This is a genomic window from Agrococcus sp. BE272, assembly GCF_031457935.1.
GTDB classification, from domain to species: domain Bacteria; phylum Actinomycetota; class Actinomycetes; order Actinomycetales; family Microbacteriaceae; genus Agrococcus; species Agrococcus sediminis.
This window is the reverse complement of the sequence record NZ_JAVDXL010000001.1, coordinates 1105499-1119222: the sequence shown is the minus strand read 5'-3', so window position 1 is coordinate 1119222 and position 13724 is coordinate 1105499. Positions and strand designations below refer to the sequence as shown.

General features: G+C 70.8%; 16 protein-coding genes. 9 read left to right on the top strand and 7 right to left on the bottom strand.

The window, feature by feature from the left end; genetic code table 11:
- Positions 1 to 25: 25 nt before the first annotated feature.
- A complete protein-coding gene (locus J2X49_RS05425; RefSeq protein ID WP_310123458.1) occupies positions 26 to 667 on the bottom strand; it encodes a cation transporter in 642 nt (213 codons plus the stop codon).
- 348 nt (positions 668 to 1015) lie between these two features.
- Between J2X49_RS05425 and nrdH the strand changes: the two genes are divergently transcribed.
- From nrdH to nrdF, 4 genes are read left to right on the top strand one after another with little or no spacing between them, the layout of a single operon-like run.
- Positions 1016 to 1243 carry a glutaredoxin-like protein NrdH gene (nrdH, locus tag J2X49_RS05420; protein WP_128189966.1) on the top strand — a complete coding sequence of 76 codons (228 nt, stop codon included), beginning with the start codon at positions 1016 to 1018 and terminating at the stop codon, positions 1241 to 1243.
- 26 nt (positions 1244 to 1269) lie between these two features.
- Entirely contained in the window at positions 1270 to 1668 is a 399-nt protein-coding gene (gene nrdI / locus J2X49_RS05415; RefSeq protein ID WP_128189978.1) for a class Ib ribonucleoside-diphosphate reductase assembly flavoprotein NrdI, read from the top strand.
- Positions 1656 to 3806, top strand: a complete 2151-nt coding sequence (nrdE, locus tag J2X49_RS05410) for a class 1b ribonucleoside-diphosphate reductase subunit alpha (RefSeq protein WP_310123455.1) — start codon at positions 1656 to 1658, stop codon at positions 3804 to 3806. Before nrdI ends, nrdE begins: the two co-directional genes overlap by 13 nt.
- 32 nt (positions 3807 to 3838) lie before the next feature.
- The gene (gene nrdF, locus J2X49_RS05405) at positions 3839 to 4960 is read left to right on the top strand and encodes a class 1b ribonucleoside-diphosphate reductase subunit beta (RefSeq protein WP_310123452.1); all 1122 of its coding nucleotides are present in this window, start codon (positions 3839 to 3841) and stop codon (positions 4958 to 4960) included.
- 68 nt (positions 4961 to 5028) lie between these two features.
- Here nrdF and J2X49_RS05400 read toward each other — a convergent pair whose 3' ends face one another.
- From J2X49_RS05400 to J2X49_RS05390, 3 genes are read right to left on the bottom strand one after another with little or no spacing between them, the layout of a single operon-like run.
- A complete protein-coding gene (locus J2X49_RS05400; RefSeq protein WP_310123449.1) occupies positions 5029 to 5700 on the bottom strand; it encodes a haloacid dehalogenase type II in 672 nt (223 codons plus the stop codon).
- On the bottom strand, positions 5697 to 6923 hold the full coding sequence (locus J2X49_RS05395; protein WP_310123447.1) for a glutaminase: 1227 nt from the start codon (positions 6921 to 6923) through the stop codon (positions 5697 to 5699). Before J2X49_RS05395 ends, J2X49_RS05400 begins: the two co-directional genes overlap by 4 nt.
- A gap of 47 nt (positions 6924 to 6970) precedes the next feature.
- A complete protein-coding gene (locus tag J2X49_RS05390) occupies positions 6971 to 7168 on the bottom strand; it encodes a hypothetical protein (RefSeq protein WP_310123444.1) in 198 nt (65 codons plus the stop codon).
- Between the two features lie 274 nt (positions 7169 to 7442).
- Here J2X49_RS05390 and J2X49_RS05385 point away from each other — a divergent pair, with 274 nt between their 5' ends.
- A complete protein-coding gene (locus J2X49_RS05385) occupies positions 7443 to 8507 on the top strand; it encodes a TerC family protein (protein ID WP_310123441.1) in 1065 nt (354 codons plus the stop codon).
- A gap of 13 nt (positions 8508 to 8520) precedes the next feature.
- Here the strand turns inward: J2X49_RS05385 and J2X49_RS05380 are convergent, their stop codons facing one another.
- Together J2X49_RS05380 and J2X49_RS05375 are read right to left on the bottom strand one after the other, a co-directional pair.
- On the bottom strand, positions 8521 to 8766 hold the full coding sequence (locus J2X49_RS05380) for a helix-turn-helix transcriptional regulator (RefSeq protein ID WP_310123438.1): 246 nt from the start codon (positions 8764 to 8766) through the stop codon (positions 8521 to 8523).
- Positions 8766 to 9245 carry a DUF2975 domain-containing protein gene (locus J2X49_RS05375; protein WP_310123435.1) on the bottom strand — a complete coding sequence of 160 codons (480 nt, stop codon included), beginning with the start codon at positions 9243 to 9245 and terminating at the stop codon, positions 8766 to 8768. Before J2X49_RS05375 ends, J2X49_RS05380 begins: the two co-directional genes overlap by 1 nt.
- Positions 9246 to 9361: 116 nt before the next feature.
- On the opposite strand from J2X49_RS05375, the gene J2X49_RS05370 reads away from it, so the two are divergent.
- Both J2X49_RS05370 and J2X49_RS05365 read left to right on the top strand, forming a co-directional pair.
- Complete coding sequence (locus tag J2X49_RS05370) at positions 9362 to 10474, top strand: DUF998 domain-containing protein (RefSeq protein ID WP_310123434.1); 1113 nt, start codon at positions 9362 to 9364, stop codon at positions 10472 to 10474.
- Positions 10471 to 10686: a DUF5302 domain-containing protein gene (locus J2X49_RS05365; RefSeq protein ID WP_310123432.1), complete on the top strand. Its 216-nt coding sequence runs from the start codon at positions 10471 to 10473 to the stop codon at positions 10684 to 10686. Before J2X49_RS05370 ends, J2X49_RS05365 begins: the two co-directional genes overlap by 4 nt.
- A 27-nt stretch (positions 10687 to 10713) precedes the next feature.
- Here the strand turns inward: J2X49_RS05365 and J2X49_RS05360 are convergent, their stop codons facing one another.
- Positions 10714 to 11448 (bottom strand): MBL fold metallo-hydrolase, encoded by a 735-nt coding sequence (locus J2X49_RS05360; RefSeq protein ID WP_310123429.1) that lies wholly within the window; start codon positions 11446 to 11448, stop codon positions 10714 to 10716.
- 83 nt (positions 11449 to 11531) lie between these two features.
- Here J2X49_RS05360 and rmuC point away from each other — a divergent pair, with 83 nt between their 5' ends.
- Together rmuC and J2X49_RS05350 are read left to right on the top strand one after the other, a co-directional pair.
- A complete protein-coding gene (gene rmuC, locus J2X49_RS05355; protein WP_310123427.1) occupies positions 11532 to 13034 on the top strand; it encodes a DNA recombination protein RmuC in 1503 nt (500 codons plus the stop codon).
- A gap of 9 nt (positions 13035 to 13043) precedes the next feature.
- Positions 13044 to 13688, top strand: coding sequence for an NUDIX hydrolase (locus J2X49_RS05350; protein ID WP_310123424.1), 645 nt, complete (start codon positions 13044 to 13046; stop codon positions 13686 to 13688).
- Positions 13689 to 13724: the final 36 nt, after the last annotated feature.

Sequence of the window (13724 nt, the reverse complement as noted above, 5' to 3'; positions counted from 1 at the left end):
CCTGGATGCGAGCGGAGCGAGCGCTTCAGGCTCGCGGCAGCTGCTTGGCGAGCAGGCGCTCCTCGCCCGCCGCCTCCCAGACCTCCCATGCGGCGTGCAGGGCGATGGCGACGATGACGACGCCGAGCACGACGTCGGGCCAGCCCGAGCGCGTGAGCCACGTGACGAGGCCCATCGCGATGATGGCCACGTTCACGAGCACGTCGTTGCGCGCCGAGAGGAAGGCCGCGCGCCCGATCGACCCCGCCGTCGTGCGGTGGCGCGCCAGCAGCAGCGCGCTCACGAGGTTCACGACGGCGGCGCCGCCCGCGGTCACGACGAGCGCGATCACGTCGGGGGGCGCGGGCTCGAGCGCCTTCTGCACGACCTGCCAGGCGGCCACCGCCGCGGGGATCAGGATGAGCAGGGCCATCGCGCGCCCCGCGAGGGCGCGGGTGGCGAGCGGGAGTGCCGCGGCGAGCACGATCAGCACGTTGATCGCCGCGTCCTCGAGGAAGTCGACCGCGTCCGCCATGAGCGAGGCCGAGCCGATCGTGGCGGCGACCGAGAACTCCACGAAGAAGTAGGCGAGGTTGAGGCCCGCCACGATGAGCGCGGCGCGCTGCAGCCGTCGGATGCGCGGATCGCCGGGCGCGGACGCCTGCCGGCCCGCCGGGGTCCCTTCCATGCGGGCAGGCTACCCCGCTCCGATGTGGGTGGCCGGACGTAGCGTCGAGGGTGCGACAGAGCATCCGGAGGCACCCGTGCAGCACGCGAACCACACCGCTGTAAGTCTCCGTCGGCGTGTCGCGGGGACGACTTCGGCAGTCGTGCACAGCTGTCAGCAGCCGCTCTCCACAGCCTTTTCCGCGTCGTTCCGCGCCGGGAATCACAGCCTGGGGATTCTTGTTGATAGAGGTGTGGAGAAACACACCATCTTGTGTCGTCGCTCCCCGCCAGGCCCCACATATAGTGGGAGCCCGGCCCCGGCCGACCGCTTCCCAGCACCAGAGCATCCACACGAGGAGAGCCGCTCATGACCGTCACCGTCTACTCCAAGCCGGCCTGCGTCCAGTGCACGATGACCACCCGCGCGCTCGACGCGCAGGGCATCGAGTACCAGATCTTCGACGTCACCGCCGACGACAAGGCGCTGCAGACCGTCAAGGACCTCGGCTACATGCAGGCCCCCGTCGTCATCGCCGACGAGGAGCACTGGTCGGGCTTCCAGCCCGACCGCATCAAGGCGATCCTCGCGGCCTGAGCCGCACCGCCGTGATCGGGGCAGCCGTGGGCGACGTCGTCTACTTCTCGAGCGTGTCGGGCAACACCGCCCGCTTCGTGGAGAAGCTCGGACGACCGGCCTCGCGCATCCCCCTCCACGCCTCCGAGCCGCCGCTGCAGCAGCGTGAGCCCTACGTGCTCATCGTGCCCACGTACGGCGGCGGCGACGGCAAGGGCGCCGTCCCCAAGCAGGTGATCAAGTTCCTCAACGACGAGGAGAACCGCAAGCACCTGCGCGGCGTGATCAGCGCCGGCAACACCAACTTCGGATCCGGCTACGGGCTCGCGGGCGACATCATCGCCCAGAAGTGCAACGTGCCGCACCTCTACCGCTTCGAACTCTTCGGAACCCCCGACGACGTGCGCGTCGTCAACGACGGATTGGATGCACTATGGCGACAGTGACGCCCGAGATGACCACGGGCAAGACGTCGGCGATGGACTACCACTCGCTCAACGCGATGCTCAACCTCTACGGCCCGAACGGCGAGATCCAGTTCGACAAGGACCGCGAGGCTGCGAACCAGTACTTCCTGCAGCACGTCAACCAGAACACGGTCTTCTTCCACTCGCTCAAGGAGAAGCTCGACTACCTGGTCGAGAACGAGTACTACGAGGCCGAGGTGCTCGACCGGTACTCCTTCGAGTTCATCAAGTCGCTCATGAAGCGCGCCTACGGCTACAAGTTCCGCTTCCCGACGTTCCTCGGCGCGTTCAAGTACTACACGTCGTACACGCTGAAGACGTTCGACGGGAAGCGCTACCTCGAGCGCTACGAGGACCGCGTCGTCAACGTCGCGCTCGCGCTCGCCGAGGGCGACGAGCGGCTCGCCGAGGCGTACGTCGACGAGATGGTCAACGGCCGCTTCCAGCCGGCCACCCCCACCTTCCTCAACGCCGGCAAGAAGCAGCGCGGCGAGCTCGTCTCCTGCTTCCTCCTGCGCATCGAGGACAACATGGAGTCGATCGGCCGCTCGATCAACTCGGCGCTGCAGCTCTCGAAGCGCGGCGGCGGCGTGGCGTTCAGCCTCACGAACATCCGCGAGTACGGCGCCCCGATCAAGCAGATCCAGAACCAGTCCTCCGGCGTCATCCCCGTGATGAAGCTGTTCGAAGACAGCTTCTCGTACGCGAACCAGCTGGGTGCCCGTCAGGGCGCGGGCGCGGTGTACCTGCAGGCGCACCACCCCGACATCATGCGGTTCCTCGACACGAAGCGCGAGAACGCCGACGAGAAGATCCGCATCAAGACCCTCTCGCTGGGCGTCGTCGTGCCCGACATCACGTTCGAGCTGGCGAAGAAGGGCGAGGACATGTACCTCTTCTCGCCCTACGACGTCGAGCGCGTCTACGGCGTCCCCTTCAGCGACATCTCGGTGACCGAGAAGTACCACGAGATGGTCGACGACTCGCGCATCACGAAGACGAAGATCAACGCCCGCGAGTTCTTCCAGACGCTGGCCGAGATCCAGTTCGAGTCGGGCTACCCGTACATCATGTTCGAGGACACGGTGAACCGGGCCAACCCGATCGACGGTCGCATCAACATGTCCAACCTGTGCAGCGAGATCCTGCAGGTCAACACCCCGTCGACCTACGACGACGACCTCGACTACGTCTCGGTCGGCAAGGACATCTCCTGCAACCTCGGCTCGATGAACATCGCGCTGTCGATGGACTCGCCCGACTTCGGCAAGACGGTCGAGACGGCCATCCGCGCCCTGACGGCGGTCTCGGACCAGTCGCACATCGGCTCGGTGCCCTCGATCGCGCGCGGCAACGACATGAGCCACGCGATCGGCCTCGGCCAGATGAACCTGCACGGCTACCTCGGCCGGGAGCGCATCCACTACGGCTCCGAGGAGGGCCTCGACTTCACGAACATCTACTTCTACACGGTGCTGTTCCACGCGCTGCGCGCGTCGAACCTCATCGCGCGGGAGAAGGGCGAGACGTTCGACGGCTTCGAGCGCTCCCAGTACGCGTCGGGCGAGTTCTTCGACAAGTACACCGAGCAGGAGTGGAAGCCGGCCACGGCCCGCGTGCAGGAGCTCTTCGACGCGTCGGAGATCCGCATCCCCACGCAGGACGACTGGCGCGAGCTCAAGTCGCTCGTGCAGGAGCACGGCATCTACAACCAGAACCTGCAGGCGGTGCCGCCGACCGGCTCGATCTCGTACATCAACAACTCGACGTCGTCGATCCACCCGATCGCGTCGAAGATCGAGATCCGCAAGGAGGGCAAGCTCGGCCGCGTCTACTACCCGGCGCCGTTCATGACGAACGACAACCTGGAGTACTTCCAGGACGCGTACGAGATCGGCCCCGAGAAGATCATCGACACCTACGCCGCGGCCACGCAGCACGTCGACCAGGGCCTGTCACTGACGCTCTTCTTCAAGGACACGGCCACCACGCGCGACATCAACAAGGCGCAGATCTACGCCTGGCGCAAGGGCATCAAGACGATCTACTACGTGCGTCTGCGCCAGCTGGCGCTCGAGGGCACCGAAGTGGACGGCTGCGTCAGCTGCATGCTGTGACGCGCGGCGACGAGACGGAGAAGGAACAGGACATGGACACCCAGCACACCCAGGCGGGCTCGGCCTTCGACGAGATCGCCGAGTCGCCCGTCGACGCCGAGCAGGCGCGCGAGGCCATCGAGGCCGAGCGCGACGAGGTCGAGGCGGCGCTCGGCGCCGGCAAGCCGCAGACCGAGGCCCAGCAGCGCCAGCACCGCCACAACCACCTGGTGCAGGCGATCAACTGGAACCGCATCGAGGACGACAAGGACCTCGAGGTCTGGAACCGGCTCGTCAACAACTTCTGGCTGCCCGAGAAGGTGCCGCTGTCGAACGACGTGCAGTCGTGGGGCACGCTGACGCCCGAGGAGAAGACGCTCACCATGCGCGTCTTCACCGGGCTGACGCTGCTCGACACCATCCAGGGCACGGTCGGCGCCGTCTCGCTCATCCCCGACGCGATCACGCCGCACGAGGAGGCCGTCTACACGAACATCGCGTTCATGGAGTCGGTGCACGCGAAGTCGTACTCGTCGATCTTCTCGACCCTGTCGTCGACGAAGGAGATCGACGAGGCCTTCCGCTGGTCGACGGAGAACCCGTACCTGCAGCGCAAGGCCGAGATCATCATCGACTACTACGAGGGCGACGACCCGCTGAAGCGCAAGATCGCCTCGACGCTGCTCGAGTCGTTCCTGTTCTACTCGGGCTTCTACCTGCCGATGCACTGGTCGAGCCGCGCGAAGCTCACGAACACCGCCGACCTCATCCGCCTCATCATCCGCGACGAGGCCGTGCACGGGTACTACATCGGCTACAAGTTCCAGAAGGGCTTCGAGCAGCTGACGCCCGAGCGCCAGGCCGAGATCAAGGACTACACGTACTCGCTGCTCTACGAGCTCTACGAGAACGAGTCGAAGTACACGGCCGACCTCTACGACTCGGTGGGCCTGACGGAGGACGTCAAGAAGTTCCTCCACTACAACGCGAACAAGGCGCTCATGAACCTCGGGTTCGAGCCGCTGTTCCCGTCGACCGTCACCGACGTCAGCCCGGCGATCCTGTCGGCCCTGTCGCCGAACGCCGACGAGAACCACGACTTCTTCTCGGGCTCAGGCTCCTCGTACGTGATCGGCAAGGCCGAGGCCACGGCCGACGAGGACTGGGACTTCTAGCCAGGCGATCGATGGGGCGGTGCTGCGCGAGCGGCACCGCCCCATCGCCGTTCCCGCCTGATCCCGCGTCAGCCCTCAGCGGCGAGCTGCCCTGCCAGCGACTCGAGGTCTGACGCCTGCAGCTCCGGAGGCTCGAAGTAGCCCGGATACGTCGCGTGGTCGCGGTTGATCCATGCGGTGCGCAGCCCCGCACGCGCGGCGCCGTGGATGTCCCACGGGTGCACTGCCACCAGCAGCATCTCGCGCGGGTCGCGGGCGAGCGCATCTGCGGCGTACGCGTAGGCGGTGGGCGAGGGCTTCCACGCCGGGGCGTCGTCGACGCTCAGCAGCGCAGCGAAGCGGTCGCGCACGCCTGCACGACGCAGCAGTCCCTCGGCCACCGATGCGGCGCCGTTGGAGAGCGTCGCGAGCTGCGTCATAGACGCGAGCGCCTCGACGGCATGCGGGACGTCTGCGTGCACGTCGAGGCGCTGCATGACAGCCAGGATCCGGCGTGCCGACGCCGACGCGTCCGCCGCACCTCCGGCGTCGAGCAGCCGCTCGAGGCCCTCGCGCGCGACTTCGGCGAACACCGCCGTGCCGCCCGCGGCGGCCGCGGCGAAGCCGTCGCGCAGCACGGCCGCGAACCACGTCGGGACCTGGTGGGGAGCGAGTCCCTCAGCCGCGAACGCGGCGCCCATCGGCGACATGTCCGACAGCGTCTCGTTCACGTCGAACAGGATGAGCTCGGGCACCATCATGACCGCCTCCTGGATTCGTCGAGCAGCCCGTCGGGGTCGGCGACCCGCACCTCACGGCCGTCCTCGCGCATCCGCTCGACGCCCTCGTGCAGCAGGCGGCGGCCGACCTCGGTCGCCGACGCCGCGCGAGAGAGGTCGAGCACGATCGGGGCGCCGTCGTCGGGCAGCTCCTCCAGCTCGCGCAGGGCCACCTCGACGGCGGCGAAGTGCATCGTGCCCTGCAGCTGCACCTCCCGCACACCGTCGCCGTCGGCGTCTGGCTCGACCACGCCGTAGAGCACGTGCGAGGCGACCTCGGGGGCGTGCATCAAGTGCAGGCCGAGCTCGGCCGACAGCCGCTCGAACGCCCGCACACCGCGCACGCTGTTGCCGATCTCGTCGAGCCGCGGCGAGAAGGTGCCGATGCCGACCTGCCCGGGCAGCGACCCGAGCACACCGCCCGCGACGCCGCTCTTCGCCGGGATCCCGACCGTGCTCATCCAGTCGCCCGCGGCGTCGTACATGCCGCACGTCGCCATGACGCTCAGCACCTGCGTGCACACCCACGTCGGCACCACCTGCTCGCCGGTGACGGGGTTGCGGCCGCCCGCCGCGAGCGTCATCGCCATCACCGCGAGGTCGCGCACGTCGACGAGCAGGGCGCACTGCCGGATGTAGCCCTCCACGGCGTCGTGCGGCTCGCCGTCGAGCTTGTCCTGCGCGTGCACGAGGTAGGCGAGCGCCAGGTTGCGGCTCGACTCCGATCGCTCCGAGTCGAAGACCGCCTCGTCGACCTCGAGGTCGCGCCCGGCGAACGCCGAGAGCCCCTCCCGCACCCGCACGTCGCGACGCTCGCGGCTCATGCCGGCCTCGCCGACGAGCGCGTGCGTCGCGATCGCGCCGATGTTGATCATCGGGTTGCGCGGCCGCCCGTTCTGCTCGAGCGAGATCTCGTTGAACGCGTCGCCCGAGGGCTCGACGCCGACGTGCTCGAGCACCGTGTCGCGGCCGCGGTCGGCGAGCGCGAGGGCGTACGCGAAGGGCTTCGAGATCGACTGGATCGTGAAGCGGTGCTCATCGTCGCCCGTGCCGTAGACGGTGCCGTCGATCGTGCACAGCGCGATCGCGAAGCGGTCGGGATCGGCGTCCGCGAGCTCGGGGATCGTGTCGAGCAGCTCGCCCTCGTCGCCGTCGACGCACGCGCGCCGCACCTCGTCGAGCAGGTCGGGCACGGGGTTGCGCATGCGCCGAGGCTAGCGGTGCGCTCCTGTGGCCGACCGGGCCGCGGGCGCTACGCGCCCTGCTGCGCCGCGCGCACCGCGGAGCGCGCACGGAGGATCGCCTCGACCTCGGCGCAGAGGGCCAGCTGGCGGTCGGCCTGGGGATCGGAGCGGGGCGCGGGCGCGGCGTCCTCGAGCTCGGCGAGCAGGTCGCGGAGCCGTGCTGCGGTGTCGCGCGGACCGCGATCCGCGAGGTCTGGGCTCGTCATGCCGCGACGATACGCGGCGCGGGCCCTGCCGCCCCGCTCAGACGCGCGCGCGACAGCACCTGCTGAGCCACAACGATGTTCGGATTGAGGTTCCGATGGATCGGCGCGGGAGCGTTGACCGACGCGCGACCCACTTGGTACCGTGCTCGCGGAGGGGAGTAGTCCCCCAGGATGCGTCGTCACTTCGTGCCCGCCATCGGGCTCCGGCGCATCCGGGATCGCGGTTCGCGGTCCCGGGCGAGACCTCCGGTTGCATCGACAACTGGAGGACACGATGGACGTACCCGTCTACGCCTGGCTCGCCGTGCTGGCAGCCATCATCGCCATGCTCGCGATCGACCTCTTCGCGCACCGAAGGGCGCACGTCATCGGCGTGCGCGAGGCGCTCGGCTGGTCGATCGTCTGGGTGCTCTCGGGCATCAGCTTCGGCATCGTCGTCTGGAGCACCTGGGGCGCCGAGTACGGCCAGCAGTACTTCGCCGGCTACCTCATCGAGAAGTCGCTCGCCGTCGACAACGTGTTCGTCTGGGCGATCATCTTCGCCGCCTTCGCGGTGCCGCGCGAGTATCAGCACCGCATGCTCTTCCTCGGCGTGCTCGGCGCGCTCGTCTTCCGCGGCATCTTCATCGCCGCGGGCGCCGCGCTCATCGAGAACTTCGCGTGGATCCTCTACGTCTTCGCGGCCTTCCTGATCCTGACGGGCATCCAGATGCTGCGCACCCGGAACGAGCACGCGCACCCGGAGCGCTCGCGCGTGCTGCGGCTGTTCCGCCGCGTCGTGCCGATGACGGATGCGTACTACGGACAGCGCTTCCTCGTGCGGCGGGCGGGGGTCGTCGTGGCCACGCCGCTGCTCGCGGTGCTCGTGCTGGTGGAGGTCACCGACATCGTGTTCGCGGTCGACTCGATCCCCGCGATCTTCGCCGTCACCTCCGAGCCGTTCCTCGTCTTCACCGCCAACGCCTTCGCGATCCTGGGCCTGCGCGCGATGTACTTCCTGCTCGCCGACCTCATCCACCGCTTCATCTACCTCAAGGTCGGGCTCGCGCTCGTGCTCGTCTGGGTGGGCGCCAAGATGGCGCTGCTCGACGTGCTCTACATCCCCACCACCGTGTCGCTCCTCGTCGTCGCGACGATCATCACGGCCTCCATCGCGGCCTCGCTCGTCGCAACTCGAGGCCAGGAGCGCCGGGCCGTGCAGGCCGACCCCGCGGGCGCCTACCGGAGCGCGACCGCGGAGGAGCTCGCCGAGGCCGAGCCGCTGCTCCCCCGTCGTCGCGCGGCGACGCGCGCGGGGGCGGCGCACGAGGAGGCCTCCAGCGACCGGATCCCGGGATGACCGCGGCCGGCGCTCATCCCCGGGGGCCGTCGTGGCCGGCGGCCGCGTCGTCCTCGTCGTCGACCCACTCGAGCAGGTCGCCGGGCTGGCACTCGAGCACCCGGCACATCGCGTCGAGCGTCGAGAAGCGCACCGCCTTCGCGCGGCCGTTCTTCAGCACCGCGACGTTCGCCGGCGTCAGCCCGACGCGCTCGGCGAACTCGCCCACGCTCAGCTTGCGCTTCGCGAGCTCGACATCGATGCGCACCACGATGGCCATCAGATGACCTCGTCGAGCTCGGCGCGGTAGCCGGTCGCCTGCCGCAGCAGCCCGCGCATCACGATCATGAGCAGCATCGGCAGCGACGAGAGCACGACGACCCCGAACAGCGCCATCGGGATGCCGGGGTCGCGGATCTCGGGCGTGAGGAAGATGACCGTCGTGACCGTCAGCGCCCCGGCCGCGAGCAGGCTCCAGCCGATCGCGAGCGCCCACACGATCGCGTCGACCCAGCGGCGCGATGCGTCGCTGAAGAGCCGGTCGCGCTGCACGAGCGTCAGCAGCCGCCAGATGCAGACGATCACCACGAGCACGCTCGCGAGCACGAGCGTGAGCACGATCTGCGCCGGCACGCGGAAGGCGGGCGCCTCGTCGCGGAGCTCGCCGGGCAGCGACATCGCCATGAGCACGAGCAGCCAGAGCGCCGCGACCACGAGGGCGACGCGGAGCAGCAGGACGGACCAGCGGGAGCGGAGCATGCATCGAGTCTCGCTCGGAATCTATCGAAAGTCAATCGGTGAGCGTCGGGGCCTGGAGACCGCGCCCTGCGCCCCATCCGGGCCGGCCGTCAGCGCGGCATGGTTCGATCGGATGCGTGAAGGCAGCCCCGCAGTCCGAGGCGCGTCGGGAGTCGCGCGCGATCGCCGCCGCCTGGGCCTGCTTCGGGATCGGCACGGCCTTCGGCCTGCTGGCGCTCGCGGGCGAGCCGCGCCCGATCGCCGACGAGGGCGGCATCGCGCAGCCCGCCGCCGGCATCGCCGCGATCGTGACCGCCGCGGCCTTCGTGCTCAGCACGCTCCTGCACCGCCGGCGCGAGACCGCGCCGATGCCCGGCTGGCAGACGACCGTCTCGCACCTGTCGACCGCCGCGATCACGCTCGCCTTCGGCGCGGTCGCCTACGTGGCGGTGCTCACCGGCGGCGAGATCCTCGCGCTCGGCCTGCAGGGCCTCGAGGCACCCGCGATCGGCGGCGCGCTGCTCACGGGCATCGCCGCGTCGACGGGCGGCTGGCTCGCCTTCCAGGCGGGCGTCGAGCTGACGACCCGCGACCTCGCGACGCTGCTGTTCGCGTACCTGACGATCGGCACGCTCTTCGCGATGATCACGGCCGCCGACCCCGCCTGGTGGCAGCGCCACTTCTCCGACCTCGGCACGGGCGACGGCGCGGGCTCGTGGGCCTTCAACGGCACCGTCGTGATCGCGGGCCTGCTCGTCGGCTCGGTCGGCGCCTTCGTCGGCCGCGACCTGCACCGCTGGCTCGGCGACGCGGCGCTCCCCCGCATCGCCTGGGTCGTGGGGCTCTTCGCGCTCACCGGCGCCGCGCTCGCCGGCGTGGGCCTCTTCCCGCTGCACCTCGCGCCGCTGCCGCACAACATCGCCGCCTTCGGCGCGCTCGGGCTGTTCGCCCTCACCGCGGCCGTCGTCACCGTCGTCATGCCGGGGCCGCCGCGCGCGATGCTGCTCACGACGGTCGGCGCCGGCGTCGCGCTGCTCGTCGCGCTGCTGCTGTGGCGGCCGGGCGACGTCTACAGCGCTGCCGGGCTCGAGGCGATCGCCGTCGGCGTCGGCTTCGTCTGGATGACCACGCTCGTGCGCACCCTCGCCGCGTTCGTGCCCAACGCATCCCGCCCCTCCGAGCGCGCGCACCTGCTGGCCGGGCGGCTCGACTCGACATCGGTGCCCGCACGCGGCAAGGTGGGGTCATGAGCGAACACGATCCCGCAGAGGTGGAGACGCCGCAGGACACCCCCGAGGGCACGGAGACGCCCGAGGAGGCGCAGCGGCGCAAGTTCCGCGAGGCGCTCGACAAGAAGAAGCTCGGCCACCACGGCCAGGGCATGAGCGCCGGCTCGGGCGTGCAGTCGGCCCACACCGGCCCCGCCGTGCAGAAGCGCGTGCACCGCCGCAAGAGCGGCTGACGCGGGCCGGAGCTGACCCGGGCCGGCTCAGGCCTCGGTCTGCTCCAGGTAGGAGAGCTGGGCGGCGGCGGATGCCTCGGCGGCCTGGCGCACGGATGCGTCGGCGTCGGCGTACACGAGGTCGGTGACCTCGCCGACCGACGCCTCCGCCGCGGTCGTGCCGAGCTGCCGCAGCGCCGCCCGCACCTGGTCGAGCCGGTCGAGCCGGTGCGCGCGGTACTCCCGCGCCACCGCCGCCACCGACGGCAGCGGCTCGCCGTGGCCCGGCAGCACGTGCAGGTCGCCGAGCGCCTCGAGGCGGTCGAGCGTGGCGAGGTAGGGCGCGATCGCGCCGTCGGGATGCATGATGACGGTCGAGCCGCGGCCGAGGATCGTGTCGCCGGTGAGCACCGCGCGACCCGGGACGACGATCGAGATCGAGTCGTGCGTGTGGCCGGGGGTGGCGAGGATCTGCAGCTCGACGTCGCCGACCGGGATCCACTCGCCGTCGGTGAGCGGCTCGCCGCCGTAGCACTCGTCGGGGTCGAGGCCGCGCAGCACGGCGCCGGTCGAGCGCGCGAGCTCGGTCGCGGCCTCGGTGTGGTCGGTGTGCTTGTGCGTCACGAGGATGAGCCGCGGCTGCACCGCCACGAGCCGCTCGACGTGGTCGACGTCGGCGGGACCGGGGTCGACCACGATCTCGCCGCCGATGACGTAGGTGTTGGTGCCCTCGAGGGTCATGGGTCCGGGGTTGGGCGCCAGGATGCGCTCGATCTCCACCATGCCCCGACCCTATGCGCCGCGGGCTGGGTGCGGCATGGCCGTGTCGGCACCACGATGTCAGCGGCGTCTGGTGCCATGGGGGCATGGACCCGCTGACCGTCATCGTCGTCGCCGCGGCCGTGCTCCTCGCCTGCGCGCTGGGCGCGCTGCTCGGCGCACGCGTCGGCCGCGCGCGCGCCGCCGCCGAGCAGAGCGGCGCCGCGGGCGAGCTGCAGGCGGTGCGCGGCCGGCTCGAGGTCGTCGAGGGCGAGCGCGCCCGCGAGCGCGACCTCGCCGAGCGTCGCCACGCGGCGCAGCTCGACGACCTGCGCGCCGACGCGCAGCGGCAGCTCGACGAGGCGCGCGCCGAGGCGCACCGCCGGCTCGCCGAGGAGCGCGAGCGCGGCCGGGAGGCCATCGCCGAGCTCCAGCAGGATGCGCAGCGTCGCGCCGACGAGTTCGCGGCGCTCAGCCGCGCGGCCCTCGAGCGCAACTCGGCCGTCTTCCTCGAGCAGGCCGAGGAGCGGCTGCGCAGGTCGCAGACCGAGGGCGCCGCCGAGCTCGCCAAGCGCGAGGCCGCCGTGCAGCAGCTCGTCGAGCCGCTGTCGAAGACCCTCGACTCGGTGCGCACCGAGGTGTCGGCCGCCGAGAAGGCGCGCGCCGAGGCGGGCGCCGCGCTCGCCGAGCAGCTGCACGCGATGCGCACCTCCTCCGAGCAGCTCACGCTCGAGACGCGCCAGCTCGTCACGGCGCTGCGCGCGCCCCAGGTGCGCGGCCGGTGGGGCGAGCTGCAGCTGCGCCGCGTCGTCGAGGCGGCGGGCATGCTCGAGCACGTCGACTTCACCGAGCAGGCGCACCACGCGACCGACGAGGGGGCGCTGCGCCCCGACATGCTCGTGCACCTCGCGGGCGAGAAGCAGGTCATCGTCGACGCGAAGGTCGCCTTCAACGGCTACCTCGAGGCGATGGAGGCCCGCGACGACGCGACGCGCGACAAGCGGCTCGACGCCCACGCGCGCCACCTCCGCGACCACATCGACCAGCTCGGCTCGAAGGCCTACTGGGAGGCGGTGCCCGGCACGCCCGAGTTCGTCGTCATGTTCATCCCGGCCGAGCCGTTCCTGAACGCGGCGCTCGAGCGCGACCCGACCCTCTTCGAGCGCGCCTTCGAGCGCAACGTCGTGCTCGCGACGCCCGCGACGCTCGTCGCGCTGCTGCGCACCGTCGGCTACACCTGGCGGCAGGAGCAGCTCGCGGGCGAGGCGATGCGGGTGCTCGAGGTGGGCCGCGAGCTGCACAAGCGGCTCGGCACGATGGGCACGCACCTGGCCACGCTCGGCAAGCGCCTCAACAGCACCGTCGAGGCGTACAACGCCTTCAACTCGTCGCTCGACCGCAACGTCGTGACCCAGGCGCGCCGCTTCTCGGCCCTGCAGGGGCTCGAGCCGGCGATCGAGCACGCGCCGCCGCTCGAGGTGCTGGCCGTGCCCGCCCAGAAGCCCGACCTGCACGCCGCCGATCCGGCCGGGCCCGGCGGCAGCCGCGCCGACGACGCGATCCGCGAGATGACGCGTGGATCAGCGGCGGATGAGGGTCCTCAGCGGTAGCGTGAGCGTGTGACCGAGATCCCCGTCGCCGCCACCCTCGTGCTCGCGCGCGACGGCGCCGGCGCCATCGAGGTGCTCCTGCTGCAGCGGCCCGATCGCGGGGCGTTCGCCGGCGGCTGGGTGTTCCCCGGCGGCAGGGTCGAGCCGCACGACGAGGCCGACGACGAGGAGCGCACCGCCCGCAACGCCGCGGTGCGCGAGACGGCCGAGGAGACCGGCCTCATCGTCGACCCCGACGCGCTGCTGCCGCTGTCGCACTGGTCGCCGCCGCAGCAGCTCGCGACCAAGTTCCACACCTGGTTCTTCTTCGCCCACGGGCATGAGGGCGACGTCGTGCTGCAGGAGGCCGAGGCGGTCGCCTCCGAGTGGCTGCGCCCGGCGGATGCGCTGAAGCGGCACGGGGCGGGGAGCCTCAAGCTGTTCCCGCCCACGTGGGTGACGCTCGACACCCTCATGGCCTTCTCCACCGTCGACGCCGCGGTCCGCTCGCTCGGCGCGCGCGACATGCAGCGCTACGAGACGAAGCAGGACCACGAGCGCGGGCTCGCGCTGTGGCACGGCGACGAGGCGTACGACGGCGGCGAGGAGACCGAGGAGGGCCCGCGCCACCGCCTCCACGTCGGCTCGCTCCCGTGGCGGTTCGAGCACCGCTGACGCTGAGGGCCCGCTCGATCATGCCGAGCCGGCTCG